The sequence below is a fragment of the Pseudoalteromonas sp. SR41-7 genome (genome assembly GCF_014163935.1).
Taxonomy (GTDB): Bacteria; Pseudomonadota; Gammaproteobacteria; order Enterobacterales; family Alteromonadaceae; genus Pseudoalteromonas; species Pseudoalteromonas distincta.
Genome location: NZ_JACJEF010000003.1, coordinates 334,359 through 358,126, shown reverse-complemented (window position 1 = coordinate 358,126; position 23,768 = coordinate 334,359). Strand labels below are relative to the sequence as shown.

The 23,768-nt window shown below is 40.1% G+C and carries 20 protein-coding genes; 14 read left to right on the top strand and 6 right to left on the bottom strand.

The window, feature by feature from the left end:
• Nucleotides 1-137 precede the first annotated feature (137 nt).
• The 4 genes from H5092_RS06175 to H5092_RS06160 all read left to right on the top strand — a co-directional run bounded on the left by H5092_RS06175 (nt 138) and on the right by H5092_RS06160 (nt 5,373).
• Nucleotides 138-2,696, top strand: coding sequence for a CotH kinase family protein (locus H5092_RS06175; protein WP_182733134.1), 2,559 nt, complete (start codon nt 138-140; stop codon nt 2,694-2,696).
• 77 nt (nt 2,697-2,773) lie between these two features.
• A complete protein-coding gene (locus H5092_RS06170) occupies nt 2,774-3,688 on the top strand; it encodes a polyphosphate polymerase domain-containing protein (RefSeq protein WP_182695248.1) in 915 nt (304 codons plus the stop codon).
• A gap of 1 nt (nt 3,689) precedes the next feature.
• A complete protein-coding gene (locus H5092_RS06165) occupies nt 3,690-4,277 on the top strand; it encodes a DUF4956 domain-containing protein (protein ID WP_182733133.1) in 588 nt (195 codons plus the stop codon).
• Between the two features lies 1 nt (nt 4,278).
• Nucleotides 4,279-5,373, top strand: coding sequence for an OprO/OprP family phosphate-selective porin (locus H5092_RS06160; RefSeq protein ID WP_182733132.1), 1,095 nt, complete (start codon nt 4,279-4,281; stop codon nt 5,371-5,373).
• Between the two features lie 116 nt (nt 5,374-5,489).
• Here the strand turns inward: H5092_RS06160 and H5092_RS06155 are convergent, their stop codons facing one another.
• The gene (locus H5092_RS06155) at nt 5,490-5,975 is read right to left on the bottom strand and encodes a hypothetical protein (protein WP_182733131.1); all 486 of its coding nucleotides are present in this window, start codon (nt 5,973-5,975) and stop codon (nt 5,490-5,492) included.
• Entirely contained in the window at nt 5,965-6,696 is a 732-nt protein-coding gene (locus H5092_RS06150; RefSeq protein WP_182733130.1) for a hypothetical protein, read from the bottom strand. The genes H5092_RS06155 and H5092_RS06150 overlap by 11 nt, the downstream gene beginning before the upstream one ends.
• Nucleotides 6,697-7,070: 374 nt before the next feature.
• On the opposite strand from H5092_RS06150, the gene H5092_RS06145 reads away from it, so the two are divergent.
• A complete protein-coding gene (locus H5092_RS06145; RefSeq protein ID WP_182733129.1) occupies nt 7,071-7,556 on the top strand; it encodes a hypothetical protein in 486 nt (161 codons plus the stop codon).
• Between the two features lie 27 nt (nt 7,557-7,583).
• Here the strand turns inward: H5092_RS06145 and H5092_RS06140 are convergent, their stop codons facing one another.
• Nucleotides 7,584-8,789: an anhydro-N-acetylmuramic acid kinase gene (locus tag H5092_RS06140; protein WP_182733128.1), complete on the bottom strand. Its 1,206-nt coding sequence runs from the start codon at nt 8,787-8,789 to the stop codon at nt 7,584-7,586.
• Between the two features lie 149 nt (nt 8,790-8,938).
• On the opposite strand from H5092_RS06140, the gene H5092_RS06135 reads away from it, so the two are divergent.
• The 4 genes from H5092_RS06135 to H5092_RS06120 all read left to right on the top strand — a co-directional run bounded on the left by H5092_RS06135 (nt 8,939) and on the right by H5092_RS06120 (nt 13,154).
• Nucleotides 8,939-9,433 (top strand): GNAT family N-acetyltransferase, encoded by a 495-nt coding sequence (locus H5092_RS06135; protein ID WP_182711908.1) that lies wholly within the window; start codon nt 8,939-8,941, stop codon nt 9,431-9,433.
• 179 nt (nt 9,434-9,612) lie between these two features.
• On the top strand, nt 9,613-10,641 hold the full coding sequence (locus H5092_RS06130; protein ID WP_182733127.1) for an NADP-dependent oxidoreductase: 1,029 nt from the start codon (nt 9,613-9,615) through the stop codon (nt 10,639-10,641).
• Between the two features lie 50 nt (nt 10,642-10,691).
• Nucleotides 10,692-11,309 carry a glutathione S-transferase family protein gene (locus H5092_RS06125; RefSeq protein WP_182733126.1) on the top strand — a complete coding sequence of 206 codons (618 nt, stop codon included), beginning with the start codon at nt 10,692-10,694 and terminating at the stop codon, nt 11,307-11,309.
• 225 nt (nt 11,310-11,534) lie between these two features.
• Entirely contained in the window at nt 11,535-13,154 is a 1,620-nt protein-coding gene (locus tag H5092_RS06120; RefSeq protein WP_182733125.1) for a methyl-accepting chemotaxis protein, read from the top strand.
• 71 nt (nt 13,155-13,225) lie between these two features.
• On the opposite strand, the gene H5092_RS06115 is transcribed toward H5092_RS06120, so the two are convergent.
• Complete coding sequence (locus H5092_RS06115; protein WP_002962790.1) at nt 13,226-13,534, bottom strand: YkgJ family cysteine cluster protein; 309 nt, start codon at nt 13,532-13,534, stop codon at nt 13,226-13,228.
• Between the two features lie 45 nt (nt 13,535-13,579).
• The gene (locus tag H5092_RS06110) at nt 13,580-15,508 is read right to left on the bottom strand and encodes an ATP-dependent DNA helicase RecQ (protein WP_182733124.1); all 1,929 of its coding nucleotides are present in this window, start codon (nt 15,506-15,508) and stop codon (nt 13,580-13,582) included.
• Between the two features lie 513 nt (nt 15,509-16,021).
• On the opposite strand from H5092_RS06110, the gene H5092_RS06105 reads away from it, so the two are divergent.
• The 5 genes from H5092_RS06105 to H5092_RS06085 all read left to right on the top strand — a co-directional run bounded on the left by H5092_RS06105 (nt 16,022) and on the right by H5092_RS06085 (nt 22,210).
• The gene (locus H5092_RS06105) at nt 16,022-17,326 is read left to right on the top strand and encodes an NAD(P)/FAD-dependent oxidoreductase (RefSeq protein ID WP_002962796.1); all 1,305 of its coding nucleotides are present in this window, start codon (nt 16,022-16,024) and stop codon (nt 17,324-17,326) included.
• A gap of 137 nt (nt 17,327-17,463) precedes the next feature.
• On the top strand, nt 17,464-19,554 hold the full coding sequence (locus H5092_RS06100) for a cupric reductase (protein WP_182733123.1): 2,091 nt from the start codon (nt 17,464-17,466) through the stop codon (nt 19,552-19,554).
• A 117-nt stretch (nt 19,555-19,671) separates the two neighbouring features.
• A complete protein-coding gene (locus H5092_RS06095; protein ID WP_182733122.1) occupies nt 19,672-21,171 on the top strand; it encodes a DUF2235 domain-containing protein in 1,500 nt (499 codons plus the stop codon).
• A gap of 231 nt (nt 21,172-21,402) precedes the next feature.
• Nucleotides 21,403-21,792 carry a type VII toxin-antitoxin system MntA family adenylyltransferase antitoxin gene (locus H5092_RS06090; RefSeq protein ID WP_002962075.1) on the top strand — a complete coding sequence of 130 codons (390 nt, stop codon included), beginning with the start codon at nt 21,403-21,405 and terminating at the stop codon, nt 21,790-21,792.
• Complete coding sequence (locus H5092_RS06085; RefSeq protein ID WP_182733121.1) at nt 21,785-22,210, top strand: type VII toxin-antitoxin system HepT family RNase toxin; 426 nt, start codon at nt 21,785-21,787, stop codon at nt 22,208-22,210. Before H5092_RS06090 ends, H5092_RS06085 begins: the two co-directional genes overlap by 8 nt.
• A gap of 174 nt (nt 22,211-22,384) precedes the next feature.
• Here the strand turns inward: H5092_RS06085 and H5092_RS06080 are convergent, their stop codons facing one another.
• Entirely contained in the window at nt 22,385-23,479 is a 1,095-nt protein-coding gene (locus tag H5092_RS06080) for a Fic family protein (RefSeq protein WP_182733120.1), read from the bottom strand.
• Nucleotides 23,480-23,768 lie beyond the last annotated feature (289 nt).

Below are 23,768 nucleotides of genomic sequence, written 5' to 3'. Positions count from 1 at the left end.
TAGGTTTGCAGTTAACGCGTCCTTAAAAGCCTGTCATAAAACCATCACAAAAACGTAATTTACTGAATGTTTACACATTGTTTGCACCTTTTATTCTTATAGTTTATCCACTTTAATAAAATAATAAGCGTGCCTACATGAATATAAAACCTTTTATATTTTATTCAGTTATTGCCTCTACTACATTATTGTATGGCTGCGGCGGTGCTGAGCAAACTACCGACACTAGCACAGAGCAAAGTACTGATTCATCATCAACAATCACGTCAACTGGCTTAGTTATAAATGAAATTGTCGCAAGCCCAAGTGATACCTCCTACGATTGGATTGAGCTATATGCCACTGAAGATATAGCCGATTTGTCGGTATTTTCACTTGTTGATGATAACGCCGACAGAGAGCCTCAAGCATTACCCGCAGTAGCGCTTTCGCAAGGAGAGTTTATTGTTATTCAAGCCATTGATGAAACCGACACACCGCCCGATAATGGTTATTACGTTACCTTTAAACTAGGTAGCGACGACGCTGTTACGCTTTATGAAAATAGCACTGCGGTGTCTGTACTTGATTGGGAAGAAGGCGAAGCCGCTGAAGGTTTTAGCTACGGCTTATACACCGACGGCACCGGCACCGCGCAAACATTAACACCAACACAGGGCGCAGCTAACCAAACAGCCGACACCTCAACACTTGTTACCACGCTAATTGCTGAAGATGCCCCACTGCGTATAAACGAAGTAGTAGCAAAAGACAGCAGCGGCTCCGAGGACTGGATAGAGCTTTATGTAACAAGCAGTAGCGATGTTTATTTAGCTGACTACACACTAAGTGATGACAATAACGAGCAATTTTCCCTACCCGACATTACTTTAGCGCCCGGTGAGTTTTATCGTATTTACGCCAGCACCGATGATTTAGGCGACCTCCCAAGCGTAGCGTTTAAATTAGGCTCAAGCGATACCGTAAGCCTTTACAGTAACAATGTAATTATAGAGCAGTTATCGTGGAAAAAAGGCCAAGCCTTGAGTGGTTACAGCTATGGCCGCTACCCAGATGGCAGCGATGCAACAGCGGTATTAACTCCAACAGAGCTTAGTCAAAATAGCAAAGCAACTCACGGACCACTCGTTATTAACGAAGTGGTGGCAAGCGCTGCAGACGATGGCAACGACTGGTTTGAGCTATACAATAACAGCGAAAATACTATTAACTTAGCCAACTACCAAGTTATTGATGAAAGCGACGACATAGACCCAGTAACCCTGCCCGACATAGATTTATACGCAGGCCAATACATTACTATTTATGCCACCGATGAAGATCCAGGTACTTACTACGTACCGTTTAAACTAGGTAAAGAAGACGAGTTAAGCTTAATACTCAACGATGAAGTAATTGACTACATTGATTGGGACGAAAGCGATGTAGCCACAGGCTTTAGTTACGGCCTAAGTAACAGCACCGACTTTACTCATGCGTTTTTAACCCCTACTCCAGGTAGCGAGAATACCGTTGCAACCGCATTTACACCCACAGCTGTTAATACGCTTTCTATTACAATTACCGACGAAAACTGGCAAGACATTCTAGATAACCCACTTGATGAGGAATATCACGAAACTGCTATTACTTTTAACGGTGTAACACTCGATAGCGTGGCTATTCGCACTAAAGGCGGCTCAAGCTTAAGCAGTGTTGCCAACTCTAGCAGTGACCGATACAGCTTTAAGGTCGACATTAACGAATACGTGTCGGGCCAAAAGTTTTTTGGGCTAAAAAAATTCACACTGCAAAACTCGTTTAACGACCCGTCGTACATGCGTGAAGTAATTGCCTACGACCTAATGGATGAAATGGGCGTACCAACGCCTGAGCATGCTTACGTTAACTTTTATGTAAACGGCGAACTATTTGGTTTGTACTTAATGGTAGAAGCCATAGATGGTGAGTTTGTAGAAAAACACTTTGCCAACAGTAACGGCGATTTATACAAGCCTGATGGCACAGGCAGCGATTTACTATGGCTAGGTGACGACATACAAAGCTACACCGACATAAACTTACAAACTAACGAAGAGAGCACCGATAACGGCGCATTTATTAACTTTGTAGAATCGCTCGATGACGGCGAAACCAGCGCCATAGAGGTAGATACACTTTTACGTTATATGTCGGTTAGCACTTCGCTTTCTAATTTAGATAGCTACCACGGTACGCTTGCTCATAACTATTATATTTACGATGACGATGGCGTATTTAGCATTTTGCCATGGGATTTTAACGAGTCATTTGGCACCTTTAACATGAATTGTAATGGCGTAGATGTAAGAGAGCTCTACATTGATGAGCCAGTAAGCGGCGCATTAAATGAGCGCCCGTTAATTGCTAATGTATTTGCCGAGCAAAGCAACCTTGATGTGTACCACAGTTACTTAACGCAACTTATTAATGGTTCACTTTCAAGCGACACATTTAGTGCCCGCGTAAATGAAATAGCCGACTTAATCCGTGAGCACGTACAAAACGACCCCACTAGTTTTTACGGCTCAGATTACTTTGAGCAAAACCTAACCTCTACTACGGGGCAGTTTTACGGTTTAACGTCGTTTATGCAGTACCGCGTAGCAAATATGACCGCGCAGCTTGATGGCACATTGCCCTCAGCCGGCGACGGCAGCGGCTTTTGCGCTAGATAAACAACCCATCCTTCATGCAGTGCCAGCACGCTGGCACTGCACTCTGTAACTTTGCAATTTAATAATCTGAGAAAATTATGACAATTCAAGCACGTTTAAAGGATGAATTTTTTGAAAAGGACGCTTCAATTGCACCTGTAGCAATTACTGCAATAAACACTAAAAATAAGCAGGCCCAACCTGAAAAGCCAACCGCTGATAGCCCATTATCAACATTAATTAACGAGCTACTCACCCCGTTTGAAGGCTACGGATTAAAAGATCTTAATAACGCCAACTTAATGAACCGTGTAGACAGCAAGTTTATGCTGCCACTGTCTTTTTTACCTGAGCTACTAACTCACTTACATGGCCAATACCGTGTGCTTGATATACAAGGTAAGCGTTTATTTTCTTACTATAATCAGTACTTTGATACGCCCGAGCTTGATTTATACAAAGCCCACCATAACGGTAAGCTTAATCGATACAAAGTGCGCCAAAGACGCTACGTTGATACCGCCACCGAATACCTAGAAGTAAAACTAAAAAACAATCAAAGCCGTACGGTTAAAACACGTATCAAGCTCGAAAAAAACAACGAGCAAGCTCATTGTACTGCATTTATGAAAGAACAAATGAAAAACAGCTTTGCACATTTAAACGTAACCCAACAAAGCGGCTATAACCGAATAGCCTTAGCCAACGAAGAAAAAGCCGAACGCTTAACGCTTGATTTTAACCTGTGGTACAACACCCCAAAAGGCGATAACAAAATAACCCTACCGGGCTTTTTTATTGCCGAACTTAAGCAACGCAAAAAAACAAAACACTCGCCATTTTATAAGCTGATGAGCAAACACCACATATTCCCTGCCTCGTTTAGTAAATACTGCATTGGCTGTGCTTTGCTCTACCCCGAGCGCTTAAAAGTAAACCGCTTTAAACCCGTTTTAGCCCGTTTAAAACACCTTAACCGCACTAACCCGCTTTTACCTTTAGAGAATAATTAAAATGACAAAATTAGATCTTATTTTTCTTTCCCGTTTTTTAGTAAACATCCTATCGCTGGCTGTACTTTGCTATGGCTGTTACTTTCGCATAAGTAAAAATGCAGTGGTGGCAGGCTCGTTTATTTTATTTGGCGTAGGCGTTTTTATTATTACCTTTTTGCTCCATGGCGTTGATATGTCAATGGAATTTGCATTTGGTCTATTTGCCGTATTTACCATGCTAAGGTACCGCACTGAGTCTATTTCGATTAAAGAAATGACTTACTTATTCCTTGTTACTGCTATTGCTTTACTTACCTCTGTAGGGCAAATGAGCTTAATTGAGCTAAGTATTCTTAACGGCATAATTTGCTTAATTGCCTTTGTAATTGACTCAAGCATATTTGTAAAACGCTACGAAGTACAAAGCGTTTGCTACGAGCGCATAGAAAACATAACCCCGCAAAACCAAGCCACACTCATCAACGATTTAAAACTGCGCACAGGCCTAAACGTAATTGCTGTAGACATAGAGCACATCGACTTTTTAAAAGATGTAGCCCAACTAAAAGTGAGCTACTTAGCCGAAAAACAAACAAAGGTAGCCTAACATGACCTCTAAACTAACTATCTCTACAGTGGCGCTTTCAACACTATGTTGTTTTGTTAGTAACGCAAGCTTTGCCAAAATTAACGATGATATAGACCTAAGCGGCTATATCATGCTCGACTACAACAAGTTTGATACCTCATTATTAGAGGATCAATACGACAGCAACAGCTCAGAAAGTACCTCAGAAATACGCCGCGCTCGCCTAAGTTTTAAATCAGACATAAGCAAAGACTGGAAAAGTAAATTTCAGCTTGGCTTTGCCGATGGCGAAACCGAAATAAAAGACGCCTACCTAGAATACTCAGGCTGGAAATATGCTGATTTAACCATAGGCCAGCAAAAAGAAGGTTTTGGCCTAGAAAAAATAACCAGCTCTCGTAATTTATTAATGCTTGAACGAAGCATGATAAGCGAAGCGTTTTCGCCAGGGCGAAGTTTAGGTATTAGCCTATCGGGAGAGATAGCCTCAGTAAATTGGCAACTTGGTTATTATCAGCCAGACGAAGACGAAGCAACTTCAGCTATTACAGGGCGCGTAGCTTGGGTGCCATGGCAGCAAGATACCAACCTATTACACTTAGGCGTCGCATTTAGTGAGAGGCAGTACGACGGTAACGAATTTAGAGTAAATGAGCCACTTGAGGTTTATACCGCCGACTCATTAATAGAAGGCGATAAAATTAATGCCGATAACCTCTCGCAGCAAGGTATAGAGCTGTTATGGATTAAAGACAGATTGACCATGATGGCCGAGTGGCAACAAGCACAAGTAACCAGTATTGAAGAGTCAACCAATGATTACGAAGGCGGCTATTTGCAATTTGGTTATCAGTTATCGGGCGGATACCGCAAGTATAAAAACGCAAAACTAGGCGCAAGCTCAGAGCCAGGCTGGGAGCTCACTGGCCGCTATAGCTTACTTAAGCTCAAGCAAGAAAACCAAGACGTAAAAACCTACGCACTTGGTGTTAACTACACCGTAAACAAAAACATAAAGTTTATGGCCGACTACATTAAAGCCGACTACTTTGAAGCGGGTGGTACTATCACATCGGGCAATGCAATCTCATTAAGGCTGCAATATTCGTTTTAATGCGTTTGCGTGTTAAGCCAGTTAATCTAAAACTATAAAGCCCTATGCTAAACGTTACGTTTAGCATAGGGCTTTATAGTTACTTAGTAAATAATATTTAAGTTAGTTTATAAATACTAATTACCAGCGCCTGCAAATTGTATTGGGTAATCCATATCGCCGCTGCGGTTAATACTGTTACACAGATTTTTATTAAAACTACCCAGTGATGGGTCGATGGTGTGCTCATTAACTACAATACCGTCACTTCGCCTTTTAACCTCAATAGATCCGATTGTTTTAATCGCTGATAAATTATCGCCTACGTTTTTAAATATAAAATACTCTATGTGTTCAGCAATAGATTCTGCGTTTTCGATATCTCCTTTAACGGCAGGCACTTGGTAGTTAACACCATTACACGTTAAATCATAAACCCTTACTAATTCTAGCTCGTCAGCTCCTTGCATATCAGCAATAACTTTAATAGTGGGCTGCGTTGCTGTTTCAAGCAAGTATTGTGTTTCATTCATTTCACTTAAAGAAAACGAATCAACGCTTTTAGCTATAGAACAGCCCGATAATAAAGTAAAAACTAAAAACACGGATCTATTAAAAAACATCTTTAAACACCTTATTTCTAACTAATTCAGCTAATATTTTATGACGACTGTCGTAACTATTAGTATATTTGTTAACCTTTTTTGTAATCGAATCCGTAACGTTCTTTGATGAGCCTTTATCAGCTAATTTATGCAATTCATTAATTCGCCAAAATGCTAATGCAGATCTAACAGCGTACTTTGGTGTGGATAATAATTGAGGTGAAGATATGAAGTTTTTAGTTTCATTCCAATATGAATTATGTGATGCCTGTACCGAGGTATAGTTTGCTTTACCAGTCAGCTGTATTATGCCTCTCCCTCTAAAATTCCAGCCATCCCCTGATACTGCATCACCATTACCTATTCTATTTGCATAAGCATTGTTAGCTATTGCTTTTGTATCAGCTCGTTGATTATTTGCAGGATCATAGCCATGTTTATCAGCTTCTGCTGGATTATTTCGATAATAAGAAAAAGTAGCTTTTAATATTGCAGGCCTATAATTTAAATTTTCCTCTAAAGAAAACTTCGCCCCGACCTCCTTTCTAGCTTGTGCCAAAAAATGGCAAAGCCTTAATTCACTATTTATTAGCCCAATAACAAGACTATCATTTAGCTCCCTTGCAACTTCATCTAATAATAAATCTGAGACGCTTTGGCTGCTCCAGATTTTTCTTAAATGGTCTTTACTTATATTTTTTTTAACGTTTCTATTATTTAAAATAATTGAAGAACTCAATTCAAACTCCTTTTATGAGATAACATTTTTTATACAACCATCTATATATTACTTGTATGATCATTTAAATCATACTTCGAAGTAAGCTGTATATCCATTCTTTCAACTAAGATTTCAATGATTAAAAAAAATAGTTAATACATATGTAAAAATGCGGAACATTCTGTTTATAGTTATTAATTAGTACTAGTATGTATATTGCATACTTTTTGATTATCTAGCAATTAAATAAAAGCAATCTTATTTTTTCAATTATACCCATTCAACGCATCTACCCTTTTATACTTATTTTTACATCAGTCATAATTCTGTAACCTTAATAGGTGATAATTTAAACTCGAACTGTATTTTTTATAATCTAGAAGTTGAAGTAAATGAGCACACCAATGACGCAACTCACATTTGCGTTACAATCTTTTGAAGATCCTCTCTCTGCGGCTATGGGCCACACAATGGAATACGAGCAATTAATCTTGCAAGCCAGTGCTATGCATGAAATAACGCTGCAATGCGTACTGCCTGACGATGCCCACGAAAACGATATTATTTCGCTGAGCGCGACATATCCCAGTGCCCGTGATGCGCAATACTTTACTGAAAAAGCACTCACTAACGCTGACTTAGAGCGTGGTTATGTGTATTTAACATTAAGTAAAATTACTCAAAGCCACTGCTTAGTAATGCAATTGATGCTCCATGGCTTAAATGCCACTTTAAAAAATAGTTTACAGTTTGATATGCAAGTAAATGCGTTTGAGGCTGGTTATAAAAATCAGCAAGCCCTTAAAAGCCAAACTAAGCCACACGGCGTTAAAAAATACTTTCGGAATATGAGCTCAAGTTTATTTTCGTTTTTTTAATGTGTTGGTATACAAACTCATAAAACCTTAATCTGCAAAACTTACTTTACCCATAGTAACTCCCGCAATACCTTGTGCGGTGTTACTTAGGTGTTGCTGCTCTCCGGCTAGGCATTCGTTTGCTAAAATAGCAAATAACACAGCCTCTTTTGCATCAGGGTTAATACCTAAATCGTCGGTATTTTTAAAAGCCTTAATACGTGGGCAAAGCGTTGTAAGTTGCGCCATTAGTAATGGGTTATGAATACCCCCACCACTTGCATACACCACACAATTTTGTGCGCGCTCTGCACACTCGTTTAATGCATTTGCTATAGCGGTTGCTGTAAAGGTATTTAAGGTGGCCATTACATCTTCATGGCTTAAGTGCTGTGTATTTGTAAGCTGCTGTGCGGTGTTTAAATACGCTAAGTTAAATACCTCAGGCCCTGTGGTTTTAGGCATTGGGAGTTTAAAAAATGCGTTATTACACAATGCATTTAATAATGGTGTATTTACCTTGCCTGCTTTAGCTATTTTTGCGCCATCGTCATAATGCATATCTTTAAAATGTTGCTGTACGTAGGCATCCATAATGGTATTACCGGGGCCAATGTCGGAGCTAAACACACGGTTTGCATCACCATTTTTGGGTAAAAACGTTAAGTTAGCTATGCCACCCATGTTTAGCAAAATTCGACTCTCCACACCGCTCGAAAAATACAAATAATCGCCATACACAGCAAGTGGTGCGCCCTCGCCTCCTGCGGCTATGTGTTTTTGCCTAAAATCACCAATGGTTGTAATACCCGTAGTAACGGCTATTTGGTCGCTATCGCCAATTTGTAAGGTGCCATTAGTAAAGCGTTTGTGATTATGCTGCGACTGCGGGCAGTGGTAAATGGTTTGCCCGTGACTTGCTATTACATCAATACTTGCCGGGTCTATTTGCCAAGTATGTAAGCACTGGTTAACCATATCGCCATGGAGTTTACCTACCCACGGGTGCAGTAAAGTTACAAGCTCTAAATCGCACTCTCGTTTGGCAAATACCTGCTTTATTTTAGTTTTATAATCGTCGTTGTAGTCAACGGTGGTAAAATTTAAAACCTCAATGTGAGTATTTAAGCCCGCGCCCGTTATTTTACACAGTGCAACATCAAGCCCATCCAACGAGGTGCCGCTCATTAAACCAATAATTAAACGGCTTGGTTTTAGGGCGCTGTTATAAAGCGCTTTAATGTGAGGGTGCATAATGGCATCTAAAATAGGTGTAATATTTTGCTTATATTAGAGGACTTTAAAACAAAGTAATAGCCGTAAAGCGTTTAATTTAGGTTCTGATTGTTTAACTCTTAAATGATTGTTAAGTTAGTGTGCATACTAAAAATTTATGAAAAAATATGATCACCCTCAGAGAGTTTAAAGCCCAAGACGCGCCTTTTATTATTAACACCTTAAATGATGAACAGGTAACGCGTTATTTATCGTCAAAAATTCCGTTTCCGTATACGCAAGCCGATGCTGATTGGTGGATAAACCAAGGCTCAAAAAACGGCATTATTAAGGCCATTGTTGTAAATGGGCAATTTGCGGGCTGTATTGGTATAACTCCCGGCGAATTTGAATACAAACGCAGTGGCGAAATTGGTTATTGGCTTAATAAAGCCTATTGGGGGCAAGGTATTATTACTCGCGCTATTGAACTTATATGCAATGAAGCGTTTGCAAGCTCACACTTAAACAGAATTTTTGGTGCCGTGTTTGCTGGTAATACCGGCTCTATGAAAGCACTTACTAAGAGCGGCTTTGAGCAAGAGGCTGTGCTTAAACAGGCCATTTATAAAAACGGGGTACTTTACAACAATCATATATTTAGTAAGCTCAAAGCAGACTAATTACTCTAATTAAATCTGCGCAAAGGTTGAATTATCAACCACCCGCCCAAAACTCCTTTATTAAGGTACGCATTGTACATATTCATACTGCTTAGCCGCGCATTATTGTTTAGCTGAACACGATTTTTAAAACGTAAACATTCGGTAAGTAGTTTATTTATATTAATAGGAGATCTTATATGTCTACGACTAGTCGCCAACTTACTCTTGAATCACGCCCTAATGGCGCTCCAAAAGATGAAAACTTTAAATTAAAAACGGTAGAGCTTCCTGCATTAAAAGACGGCGAAGTTTTACTACGTACTATTTACCTATCGCTAGACCCGTACATGCGTGGTCGTATGAGCGATGCTAAGTCGTATGCTGACCCTGTTAATATTGGCGATGTAATGGTTGGCGCAACAGTGTGCCAAGTAGAAGAGTCTAAAAACGATAAGTTTAACGAAGGCGAATGGGTACTTGCCTACACAGGTTGGCAAGACTACGCCATTACCGACGGCGAAGGCTTAATGCAGTTAGGTAAAGAGCCTGCAAGCCCTTCATACGCATTAGGTATTATGGGTATGCCTGGCTTTACTGCTTACATGGGTTTACTTGATATTGGCCAGCCTAAAGAAGGCGAAACCATAGTTGTTGCAGCAGCAACAGGCCCTGTAGGCGCAACGGTTGGTCAAATAGCTAAAATTAAAGGCTGTAAAGTAGTGGGTGTTGCTGGTGGTAGCGAAAAATGTGCACACGCCGTTGAAAAACTAGGGTTTGATGCCTGTATTGATCACAAAGCTGATGACTTTGCAGAGCAGTTAGAAAAAGCCTGTGATAAAGGCATTGATGTTTACTACGAAAATGTGGGCGGTAAAGTATTCGACGCCGTACTACCATTACTAAATACCGCAGCACGCGTACCATTGTGTGGTTTAGTATCGCAATATAACGCTACTAGCTTGCCAGAAGGCCCAGACCGTTTAGGTATGCTAATGGGTCAATTGCTTACTAAGCGTATTAAAATGCAAGGCTTTATCATTTTTGATGATTACGGCGACCGTTACGACGAGTTTGCACAAGACATGCAAAAATGGCTACAAGACGGAAAAATTCAATACCGTGAGCACATGGTAGAAGGCATCGAAAATACAGTAGACGCGTTCAACGATATGATATGCGGTAAAAACTTTGGTAAAACTGTGGTTAAAATTAATAACCCACTTTAATTTTATACGGCTTGTAAGGCAAAGCCCTTACAAGCCAAAAAAGGACTGACATGATTAAACTACACCATTTAAATAAATCCCGTTCTAAACGTATAATTTGGCTTTTAGAAGAACTAGATGTTGACTACGAAATTGTGGCTTATCAGCGTAATAAAGATACATTTTTAGCGCCTGATGAACTAAAGCATATTCATCAACTTGGTAAGTCACCGGTAATTGAAGACGGCGGTTTAATTATTGCTGAATCAGGCGCTATTACAGACTACCTTATTACTAAATACGGCAATGGTGAATTTGCTCCAAAAGTAGATACCGCTGAATATGTTGACTACCAACAGTGGCTGCACTTTGCAGAAAGCTCAGCAATTTTACCGCTTTTACTTAAAATGTTTGTACTAAAAGACGGCGCTAAAACACAGTTTTTAGAAGGCTATGCCGACGCTGAAACAGCTAAAGTAATTAGCTACTTTAACGACCGCCTAGAAGGTAAACGTTATTTAGTGGGCGATACCCTAACGGGCGCTGACTTTATGATGTCGTTTATTGTTGAAATAGTTAAAAACTCAGGTCAATTAGCGCACTTTAAAAACCTCGTTAAATACGACGAGCAATTACAAAGCCATGAGAAGTTTCATACAGCTAATGAGCTAGAAGCAAAGTACGACTAAACCTTTATATAATATTTTTATATAACACGAAGGAGCATTTTGCTCCTTTTTTAATACCTGTAAAATATGCCCCGCCAAAGTTACGCTTGTAAACTAAATTAACAATCACCTACCTTATTGCTAATAAAACTTTAATTAATAAGGCATAATGCTGCTATTGTTTAAGTATTTTCACTAATAATACAAGCTGCTCTTGCGCGTATTGACTCACCCTTGGGATCAACCATGACCATAAACATGCGTTTAACGACCGGCTTTGGCGTAATTTTATCAATGATGATTATTTTAACCATTATTGGAATTTCGCGCGTTAGCCTTATTAATAATAACATTACCCACATGACCGACGTAAATTCGGTAAAGCAACGTTACGCAATTAACTTCAGAGGCAGCGTACACGACAGAGCAATAGCCGTGCGCGACGTAGTGCTAATTACCGAGCAAAGCAGTTTAAGTACCGTGTTAAATAACATACAAGAGCTAAACGCATTTTACCAAACGTCAAGCCGCGCTATGGCTAAGCTAATGGGTGATATGAATAGTGAAGAGCGCGCTTTAATTAATAAAATAAATCAAATAGAGCAGCGCACTCAGCCTTTCATTCAAGGTGTAATAAACGCTAAAAATGCAGGAAACCTAAACGAAGCTGAACGCATTTTATTAACCGATGCGCGCCCTGCGTTTACCCAGTGGCTAAGTGTTATAAACCAATTTATAAACCTGCAAGAGCAAGCAAATCAAACCACCACTATTGATACTCTCGATATTGCCAGTTCATTTGAAATTTGGATGATTTCGCTCACCGCGCTTGCAATTTTAATAGGTGCAAGCGTTGCGTATGTTATTAGCCAACTGATCAGAAAGTCAGTAGGTGGCGAACCACAAGAAGCCGCCGAAGTAATTGCCCTTATTGCCCAAGGAGACTTAAGAGGTGATGTACAGTCGTGTTGCCCAAATAGCATGATGGCTTCTGTAGGGGTGATGCAATCTAAACTAAAAACCATTGTAGATAGCATTATTAACTCATCTGAAGAGCTTTCTACGCACTCTGCAAGCGTAGCGTCTGGCTCGCAGCAAGCACTTAGTGCCGCTGACGCACAAGTAACCTATACAAACTCGGCAGTAAGCAGCCTAGAAGAAATGAGCCGCAGTATTAATGCAGTTGCAGGCTCTGTTAAACAAACCGAAGATAACTCAAAAGTAACTGCACAACTATCGCAGCAAGGTAGTATTGCAGTGCAAAAAGTAGCGGCCGAAATTGAGCAAATTTCTGTAACCGTAAAAGCCACAGTTACCCAAGTAAACGTGCTGCAAGAACATGTAAAACACATTGGCGATATTTTAAGTGTGATCCGCAGCATTTCTGATCAAACAAACTTGCTTGCACTAAATGCGGCAATAGAAGCTGCAAGAGCAGGCGAAACTGGCCGAGGTTTTGCTGTTGTAGCTGACGAGGTAAGGCAACTTGCCCAGCGTACCGGTGATGCAACAGGCGACATTGAAAAGATGATTTTGCAAGTGCAAGAAAACACGCAAGCGTCGGTAACAGCTATGGAAACCACAGTACCGCAAGTAGAAAATGGCCTAACGCTTACCCACGAAGCAAACGAGTTACTGCATCAAATACAGCAACAAGCTAACGACTCATTAAGTAACGTGCTTGAAATTGTTGAATCAACATCAAACCAAGTAGCCACCGTGGCGCAAATTAGTACCGGCGTGGAAGAAATTGCCAGTATGTCCAAAGAAACCAGCATGTCTCTTAACAGTAACGCACAAGAAGCCGTTGCATTAGCTGACCTTTCAAACACGCTTAAAAAGTATATTAGCTACTTTAAAGTTTAATTTTTATAGTAAACAATAAACAAAGGGGCTTTTAAGCCCCTTTGTTGTTTATGTACTTTAATAATAGCGGACTATATACCCGCTAAATCGCGCTCGGTAATGCACTCGTCTGAGGCCATTTCAAACTCGCGGCAAACTAATGGGCGGTTTTCGTAAATGGAGCACATAAGCGTATTGCGGTCGAGTGCTTGGCACCAACCGTCGTCAGCGCGTTTCATTACTTCGCTGCCCCATTTATCGTATTCAATGTAGTTAAATGGCACGCCGGTGTCGGTTACTATGCGCACTTCTAATTGGCAACAACAGGCTTGGCAGTTAGCACACGTAACAGGCTCTGGGGTAGTAGAAATATTTTCAACGGGAATAACAATATGAGGCATAGTGGCTTACTTTTTTGAATAAGCCACTAGGATACAGTAACTAATTTAACGCGCTAGTAGTTTTGCTTTAATATCGCTGTAACGCATTTGCTCGCACAGTGCAAAACCACTCAATTGGCGCACTTTATTACGCGCAAATAATGGCACACTCATCCCAGCTAAAAAGCGGCATTGGGTTTCAATACCCACATTATGATTACCTTTGTCTGCCATATGCGCTAAAAACTCATCCACCTTTTGATAAATAAGTTGCTCCTCAACATATGCAGGCTCTATAGAGTATTCAAGCTTAACCGCATGACCTCTACACACACTACAATGCCCACATTGCTGTGGTGCATTTTGATCGTCAAAATAGCGCGCTAAGTTATAGCTTAAGCAACTTTGTAGCTCAAAAAAGCGTACCAGTGCAGCAATACGTTTAATTTCGGCTTGTTCTTTATCACTAAAGTAGTCGTGTAGTTGCTGGGCAAGTTCTGGGTTATTTATAACCTCGCTATGCACTTTGTATACTTGGGTAATACGTTTGGTTTCGAGCGTTATTAGGTTTTTTTCGGCTAGGTAATCAAGGGCTGCCACTACGCGTTTTCGATCAACCTGCGCGGCTTGCGTAAGGGAGTCAAAATTTAGCGTGCCCCATATTTTTTTAAAATCGGTATGGCTAAATATTTGTGTTAAAAATGCTTGGCGTTGCTCGTCAAACTGGCTTAGTAGCTCGTTTTTATCAACCAAAAATTTATATTTAAAATCAGCGTAGTAGGCATATTGCGGCGTTATAGCGCCTTGCATTTCAAGCTGTACAAGTAAGGTTTTAAGTGCCAGTTGCCTAATATTACTTTCGCTTGAAAGACTGTATTCTTGCATTTCCCATTGCTGGTGGCTTTGGCGAATATCGTTAATTACGTATTCAATACCGCTAAGCTCAGGGGTGTCGCCATATACAAAGTTTTCAACCGTATTTAGGCCGTCTAGGTTAGCAAGCGTGAAACAGTTTGATGGATTGCCATCGCGCCCTGCTCGGCCAATTTCTTGGCTGTAGTTTTCAATCGATTTTGGTAAATCGTAATGTATAACAAAGCGAATATCCGATTTATCAACGCCCATACCAAAGGCAATGGTTGCCACTACGACGTTAATTTTACCCGCCATAAAGTCATCTTGAATTTGCCAGCGTAGCGTATCTTCAAGCCCCGCATGATAAGCAACAGCATGCACACCTTGCGCACTTAGCACATTAGCGACTTGCTCAGCGCTTTGCTGTAGCGTTACATACACAATACCAGGGCCATTTTGCGCGCGCACAATGTTGGTAAGCTCGGTGTTTTTATCGGCGGTTTTAACGCTCAACACACTTAAATCTAAATTGGCGCGATAAAAGCCCGTTTGCACAATACACTCAGGCGATATAGCAAATCGCTCTGCCATATCGCGTTTAACTTTTTTAGTCGCCGTTGCCGTAAGCAGCAATACTAAAGGAATATTAAGCTCTTCGCGGTAACGCGGTAGTTTAAGGTAGTCGGGTCTAAAGTTATGGCCCCATTCAGATATACAGTGCGCTTCGTCTACCACTAACATCGAAAGCTTAACTTGGCTTATAAACTCTCTAAAACGCTCGTTTTTAAAACGCTCAACCGACACCATTAATACTTTAATTTTACCATTTCGCACATCATTCATTACGGTGCTGCTTTGCATTTGATCTTGGCTCGAATCAAGGCTAGCCGCGTAAATACCTTTGCTATTTAAAAAGCTAATTTGATCTTTCATCAATGCAAGCAAAGGCGAAACCACTAACGTTAAATTTGGTAAATGCAACGCAGTTAATTGATAGCACAACGATTTACCCGAGCCGGTCGGAAATATAGCCAACGACGATTGACCATTTAAAAGCTGCTCTATAGTTTGTTGTTGCCCTGTTCTAAATTGGCTAAAACCAAAGTGCTGCTCAAGTGATTGAATTAATGGCGTGGTCATAAATGTCCTTTTGATGGCTAAACAATAGTCATGCTTATAAAAATGCGGTGTAGATGAAATATTTGCATGTATACCCAAACCATCTCAAGATGAGAGTTTCAGTTGGAGTTAAAAGCGATTTAGGCAAGGCATTGATTGCAAATAATAGTGGTTCTATTGTTAAAATCAATAACGCAGTATAAATCGCTTTTAAACCAACCCATTGGGCGTTTCACAGGCACTTACTCTCATCGTTGTTACTTCTTAAAAGGGGGCTGCCATTCTTGCAAAGTAACGCCTTGATATTAAGCCCCTGTGAAACGCTGAATTCTGCATATTGAGACGGTTTGGGTATAAGTATACAACAAATAACATTATTTATTGCTGACATCACCTTTATTTAAGCGCAAACTAGAGCACTATAAAATGAGTAGTAACTACTTGTTGCCAAAATAATTTATTGATACCCAAGTCATCTTAAAAAACGAATAAAAATACAGATCACTTGGGTATATTATTTTTGAGGGCAACGTTATGAATATTACTACACCTAAAATCGTCGTTATTGGCGGTGGTGCTGGCGGATTAGAACTCGCAACGCAATTAGGTCATAAATTAGGAAAGAAAAAACAAGCTGAAATTCTACTAATAGACAAAAATCGTACCCACATATGGAAGCCGTTACTGCACGAAGTAGCGACAGGCTCTATTGACCCCGATTTAGATGGCGTTGTGTATTCAGCCCATGCTGCAAAACACCACTATAACTTTCAACTTGGTACTTTTTGCAATATAGATCAAAGCAATAAAACAGTTACCCTTGCACCACTTTTAGATGAGCTAGGCCACACAATTTTACCCGAGCGCACCGTGCGCTACGACCACCTCGTAATTGCCATAGGCAGCGTAAGTAACGACTTTAATACCCCAGGTATAAAAGATCACTGCTACTTTTTAGATTCAAACCAACAAGCAGAGCGCTTTCAGCATTCATTACTAGATAGCTTTACACGCCTTCACCAAGACGATAACCAACAGCAATCACTTAATATTGCCATTGTAGGCGGCGGTGCTACCGGTGTTGAACTCTCAGCTGAGCTTTATCATGTGTCTGAACTATTAAAGCTTTATGGCTTAACAAATATGTCGTCTAAGCGTTTGCATATTCATTTAATAGAAGCCGGACCACGTATTTTACCAGCACTACCTGAGCGTATTGCCGTAAGTGCTAAACGTGAGCTATTAAAACTTGGCGTAAACGTGCGCGAGCAAACACAAGTAAAAGAAGGCACCGCACAAGGCTTTATCACTAAAGACGAAGAACACATTGATGCCGATATTATGGTGTGGGCAGCAGGCGTAAAAGCACCTGACTTTATTAAAGACTTAGGTATTTTTGAGCTGACGCGCAGCAACCAAATTCAAGTAAACGAGTTTTTACAAAGCACCGTAGACGAAAGCATTTTTGTATTAGGTGATTGCTGCGCATTTACCCAAGCCGACGGTAAGCAAGTACCACCTCGTGCACAATCGGCGCATCAAATGGCGCAGTGCGTCGAAAAAAATCTAATCGCAACGCTAAAGCAGCAACCACTGCGCGGCTTTAAATACAGCGACCATGGCTCACTTGTTAACTTATCAAGCTACAGCACTGTGGGTAACTTAATGGGCAACCTAACCAGCAATACCTTTTTTATTGAAGGTAAAATTGCCCGCTTTATGTATATATCTTTATACCGTATGCACCAACGCGCCATACACGGTAGCGCAAAAACCTTTGCATTATGGATAAGCGAAAAAGTGTTGCGTGTAGTGCGCCCTAAAATGAAGTTGCACTAATAAATTAAGTACGCTCACAAAACCACAAAAAAGCTTTAAGAGTTAATAAGTATTATCTCTTAAAGCTTTTTTGCACTTTGCGTACCTAAAGTAGTACGATGTGAGAATATTTTAATAACATCAAAGGATTGGCGGTTATGAAAAAGCTACTTCTCGGACTTATAATTATAGCGGCTTTGGCAGTATATCTATTTAAAACCCAGCCTAACACAGCCGATGTAGAGCAGCCCAACGTGGCTGCACCAAATGCCACTGAGCCTAACTTAGTTAATAAAAAGCAGCCTGCAGAAGGCACCCCGCTTCGAATAGTCACAGATCTAAAAAAAGATATTCGCCTTTGCAGAGATCAATCACAGCAACAACATATAAAAATAAATAATTTAAACCAATCGCTTGTTTCATTTTTTGTGAGTGAGCTTAAAAAAGGGACGTCGGTCCCCACGCTTTTAAAGTATGCAAACCTATCAGAAATCAATAAGCGTCAATACATTGCCTTTTTAAGAGATGCCATAGTTACTGAGCAAAAACAGCAGCTTAATATTACTAGCTCTTTAAACGAATTAGCTAATTGGCAAGGCATTGAGGCAATTAAAGGCTTCACCAATGATAAAGTAAAAGAAATGATTCAACAGCTTGGAGATAATAAGCATAGCCCTCCAGGACTTACTCTGAGTGTACCCCTTGATGAAAATGTACAAAAAGAAACCCTTTATGCTTTATTAAACAACACAGATACATTTACCACTTATTCTAAAACGTTTATTAAACTTGAAGGCAGTGAGGTTATTTCCCCGGCTACATTGTTTGTGCTTAATGCAAATAAATTTACGCCAAAAGAGTTTGAGCAGGCAATTTCATCTAACCAATTTACAGTAAATGAAGTGGCTACTGCGATTAAAAACAACATTCCTAATGAGTATATTTTTGCGCTTATGAAGCAGGTGCCGGCACTGGATGCTATGCCGCTGTACGAAGAAAATTCTGTTTTATATAACATGGCTGATATTGCCGTAAGCCAGTTTAATTTACCGCTTGTAAAAGCACTGCAGCAACTAGGCGTAACACCAACCAATCAGCCAGGCTTATTTACGGGTTTAGACGTTGCAATAGTAAGCCTGCCTAAAAGCGGTAACTTAACGCTAGCCCCTTTAGATGCAAAGCATACTCAAATGTTGGACTACCTCACAGAGCAGGGCTATAAAGCTCATAGCGGCAATGCTAATGACGACCTAAATGGCAAAGGCGTTTCTTTTGTAAGTGATTTTATTTACCAGCAAGGCGCCTATATTAATGGGCAGGAAAACCCTGAGCAATATGCTTACTTTAGCCCTATTGGTAAAATAGACAACGCCACATTGCCCCAAGTGAGTGAGCCCGATAATTCTGATGTTGCACGTTTTTTAGTAGATTTGAAGCAACAAAAGAAAGATCTAGATAATAAAAGACAAAACTGTGAACTATTACAGCAGCAGTTAAGCGCTACTGAACAATTACACTCTACTATGCGAGCATATAATACGGTGCTAGAGGTAAAAAAAGAGCAAGGTAATAACTTCGAATATGTTTTACAAGAACAAGACCCCGTATTAGTTAATTACTGGTGGAGTATACTAAGCAATCAGCTTTCAAACGATAGAAGTCATAGCGCGTTCAGCCAATATTTGTCTAAAAAAGATTACCAAAAAGCTTATGAGTACAGCCTTAGTACACCATTAACTCAAACAGAAACCGATACACTTTTTTCATTCCTACTATTAGAGCCTCATGACTTTATCGCGATCTGGCAAAGCCGAGTTGAACCTAAGCCACCGAGTGATTTAGCAAGATTAAGTCGTTTTCCTCTTAGTCAATGGCAAAAGCTTAAACAAGCTGGTTTTGATTTTTCGATTACCGATACGTATGGGCGCGACGTTTATGTACAAGCCGCATCGTCTTCTGTCGAGGTAGTACAATTTCTAATTGATAATAAAATACCCGCTGATTCAGAAAAATTAGGCGTAGATATACTCGACTTAGCGCTTGAGCAAAGCTACACCAAAGGGGAGTTAAGCCCAATGATTCCTTTAGCCCTTCAGCTTGTTGAAAAAATTGAACCGAATCACCTTTCTCGCGCAGCACGATTAAAAACGTTTTATCCTGAGGTTTACGAGCAATTAATTAAGTTAAACCCCGCATTAAAACCCGCAGAGGGCACGCAGCTAAATCACTATACTTTTAATAGCCTATAACCCGCACTTTTAATACGCCAACAAATTAGTTGGCGTATTTGTTACTAACCAAAATATTGTCTTTAATATTTAACATTGTCTGTGTAGAGTATTTAAAACAACTAAGGAAATTGGGTTATGACGGGTAAAACGCTAATTTTTAACTTTGACGGCACAGGAAACGAGCCCCGTGATGCAGAGCAATTTAGCTCAGAGCATTTTAAAGAAGACTCTAATATTACCAACATTCTAAAATTGCATTTACTGCTTGGCGGTAAATTAGAAGACTCCCCCATTACTCCTTTTGCTAACCAACTCAGTTTTTATTATCAAGGTATTGGCACTAAAGGCAGCCGCCTTAAACGCATTTTAAACCAAACCCTTGCACCTCGTGGTGACGACGTAGCCAGTATTTTAAATCAAGCATTAAGCGACTTTAAAGCTCACTACCTAATAGGCGATGCCATACTGCTAACGGGTTTTAGCCGAGGCGGTGCACTTGCTAGGCGTTTTGCTAAAATCCTAGAGCCTTTAATTGCTGATAATGTTTACGTATGTGTGTTTGATACTGTCGCCTCTATTGGCTTATCAAAAGTAAGTAAAGCCACACGCGGCGCAGAGCACGTTATTTTTGAAAACCACACCATTGCCAACAACATTACTCACGCGCTGCACTGCGTAGCCCTTGACGAAAAACGCCGTGCGTTTGAACCCACACTCATGAACCATCAAAGCAATATTACCGAGCTATGGTTTGCAGGAGCGCATTCAGACATTGGCGGCGGTTACTACCGCGATGGCCTAGCCGATATTTGCTTGCGCTACGCACTTGAGTGGTTAATAGAACAACCGCTTAATATTTCGTTACTCACTAGCCACGATATAGATTACGAAACCCTACTCCCCGATAGCAACTTAGTAGCACAAGATGACGTAACCGTAACGCCCGATCCGCTCGCATTAAGTCACCAACAAAATTACTTTTGGTTTAACCCATTTTTTAAATTAGTAGATAGGCAGTGCTATGTATTAATTGATGACGAAGCCAGCAACCTTGAGCCTTTAGTGCACTACAGCGTAGCCGAACGCATTAATAAGCTAACCAGTTACCGCCCAGAATCGCTTAAAAAACTGCATTACAAAATTAGCTATAACGACAACACCACACTTAGCTTTATTGGTTTAAGCCAACATATAGAACTGGCTAATCAAAACATGGATGTGCTGAGCATTAACCAAAGCCAAGATGTAATGGTATTTGCCTCAGAGCAATATAACGCAACCGGCCTTATGCTAGAGCAAGGCGCTACGTACCGCTTTACCCCATACCCAAATCAATACTGGTTTGACGATGGCATAAAGTGCACGCCATTAGGCTGGAACCGCGATAACGTACAACTTGGCGTAAAAGAAATCCCCATGGCTGTGCTTGAACCATTTAGACGATTTCCTCGTGCACAATGGTTTTCACTTATTGGTGCTATAAATAAAAACGACGACCACCTTTTTGAAATAGCCAACGGCGCCGATATTAAAATGGATAAATCTGGCGAGTTTTGCCCATTTGCAAACGACTTAAGCCGCTTTTACGGCGCTAATGCCGGAAAAATAAAAGTAAAAGTAACGCGGTTGGAATAAGAGGAAACCGAGGCTTTTAAATTGTAGGTGCGATTTTACATCGCGCTTTGCTCTTTAGTAACGGCTCATAACTCCCAATCAACACTGCAAAGCCCGCCTAAACACCTGTAGGCGCAAAGCTTGCTCGCGCGAAAAGCGAAGCTTTTAAATTAAATAAAACAAATATCAGTTTTAATGTTCACTATAAAACTGACAGGTTATTATTACTGTTTTTATCAATGGTTACTTTTCGTGGCAAATGAAGTTATACAAAAAATAATTGAGTATTTACATCAAAACACCGACATTGATGTAGTTTGGCTATATGGCTCCCACGCAAAAGGGACAGCCCAGCCCCATAGTGACATTGACTTAGCCATAGCATTTAAAAACTTTGATCTGGAATCGTTCGATAAGCGCCTTAGGCCAAAAGAGCTTGAGCTTGAAATAAGTAATGCACTTAATCTTAACGAACAACTTATTTCGATTGTTGATATAAATATTATTCCAAGTTATTTAGCTTTCAACGTTATTGAATATGGAAAAATAATTATAAGCAATAATAGTGTTAGAGCGATGAAAGAGCAGCAGCGTATATATAGCCAGTTCGAATTTGAAACCATAGCGAGTAAACATGACTGATACCGGAATTACACTTTATTTAAGTGAAGTAACACGCCATATTGACGAATATATGCAAGAACTCGACGAACTCAGTCAAATCGATTCACTTAATAGCAGAGACTACCGAGCTGCAGAGCGATTACTACAGTTAATGACCGCGGTGTGTATTGGTTTATCAAAGCATTGGCTAAAGCAGCACAAAAGTAGTACCAGTAGCAACGCCTATCAAACATTTAGCGAACTTACTAATTTAGGCTTTTTGAGCGAGGCAGAACTACTGTCATGGCGTAAAATTATAGGCTTACGAAATGCTCTTGTTCACGATTACTTAAATATTGATAAAAGTATCGTTAAAACAATCATTAAAAAGCAACACTACACAACTATGCACGCATTTAGTATTAAAGCGATTACAGAGCTAAACAAAGATTTATAGATAAAACCTCACCTACAATAATTAAACCACTGCACTGAACAAAACCGTAGGTGCGATTTTACATCGCGCTTTGGCTTTATAAAAACACCATGCGAGGTATAAAACCTCACCTACAATAATTCAAACACCTATTCGCCTCACACAATGAGGTGAATAACATGTGTAATTGCCTCATTAGGCAATTTTGTAACGTGTACTACGCCCACCTGCGGCGGTTTTTGTTAAAAATCCAAGCGTTTGCAAGTCCGATAAATGGCGTGTTGCGGTTGCACGGCTAACCTTAGCTACCTTTTGATACTGACTCGCGCTAATACCCTGTTCAAATTGGCCATCAAGTAACTTATTAAGCACTTTTACTTGCTGCTCACCTAACTTTGTTTGATCTTTACTTGCCCAGTAATTGGTTTTAAAAATTGTTTGCTCAATATTATTAAGCGTATGGTGTATCGCATTATTAAGCGTACGTAAAAACCAATTAATCCACTTTGTAATACAAAGATCTCCACGTTGAGTGGCTTCAAGCACCTCGTAGTAGTTTTTTCTGTCTTCTAAAATAGCCACCGACATAGCGTAAAACCGAATTGACTCAGCATGTTCTTGCGCTAATGCCAGGTCGGTTATAAGGCGTGTAATACGCCCATTACCATCCTCAAGTGGATGTATTGTTACAAACCATAAGTGTGCGATAGCTGCCCGAATAAAAGGATCTATTTGAGGTTCGTTTTGCGTTTTGTTAAACCAATTAAAAAATAGCGAAAGCTCTTTATTTACTCGCTCTTTAGGAGGCGCCGTAAAATGTAATACCGGTTTATCTAAGCGCCCCGACACCACTTGCATTGGTTCGTCACCACGCAATTGCCCGCCCTCAATTTTAGTAAATAAGCTTTGCTCACCTGCAAATAATAAGCGATGCCAATTAAGCACTCGCTCTAAATTAAGCGGTGAGTCTGTGTTATTTATTGCATCAAGCATAATCTCTGCAAGATTATCGCTTTGCACTGTTGTTGGGTAAGGTTGCTCATTAATATTGAGCTTTTTAGCAAGAGAAGAGCGAACCGAAAATGCATTAAGCTTTTCACCCTCAATCGCACTGGAGTAAATAATATTTGCAAGTAAGGTATCAAGGGCTTGCTGCTTTTGTTGAGCACTTTGCACGCCCATACGCCCTACTAATAAACCTTGATTATATGAAAGATCCCTTAGTAAAGGAGCAAGCGCTGCAGCATCCCACGTAAAGTTTGGCCAGTTTTGCTGTTGCCATATCCACATAGTCTTTAGTCCTAAAGGTAATTAGCTTCAGTCTATGTTATTTATTTGCCTCATGCAATGAGGCGAATGTAAGAGTTAATTGCCTCATTACTTTTAAGCGCCACATTGAACAATAATTCACTTTCCTGTGGTAAAAAATGTATTTGTAAGCGAGGTATAAAACCTCACCTACATTAATGTAAACATCACTCTTAACAAAAGCGTAGGTGTGATTTTATCTCGCGCTTTTAATTTTAATTTACAAATATCGCGTTGATGCTGGCAACCAATATATGAATTTATCACTCAA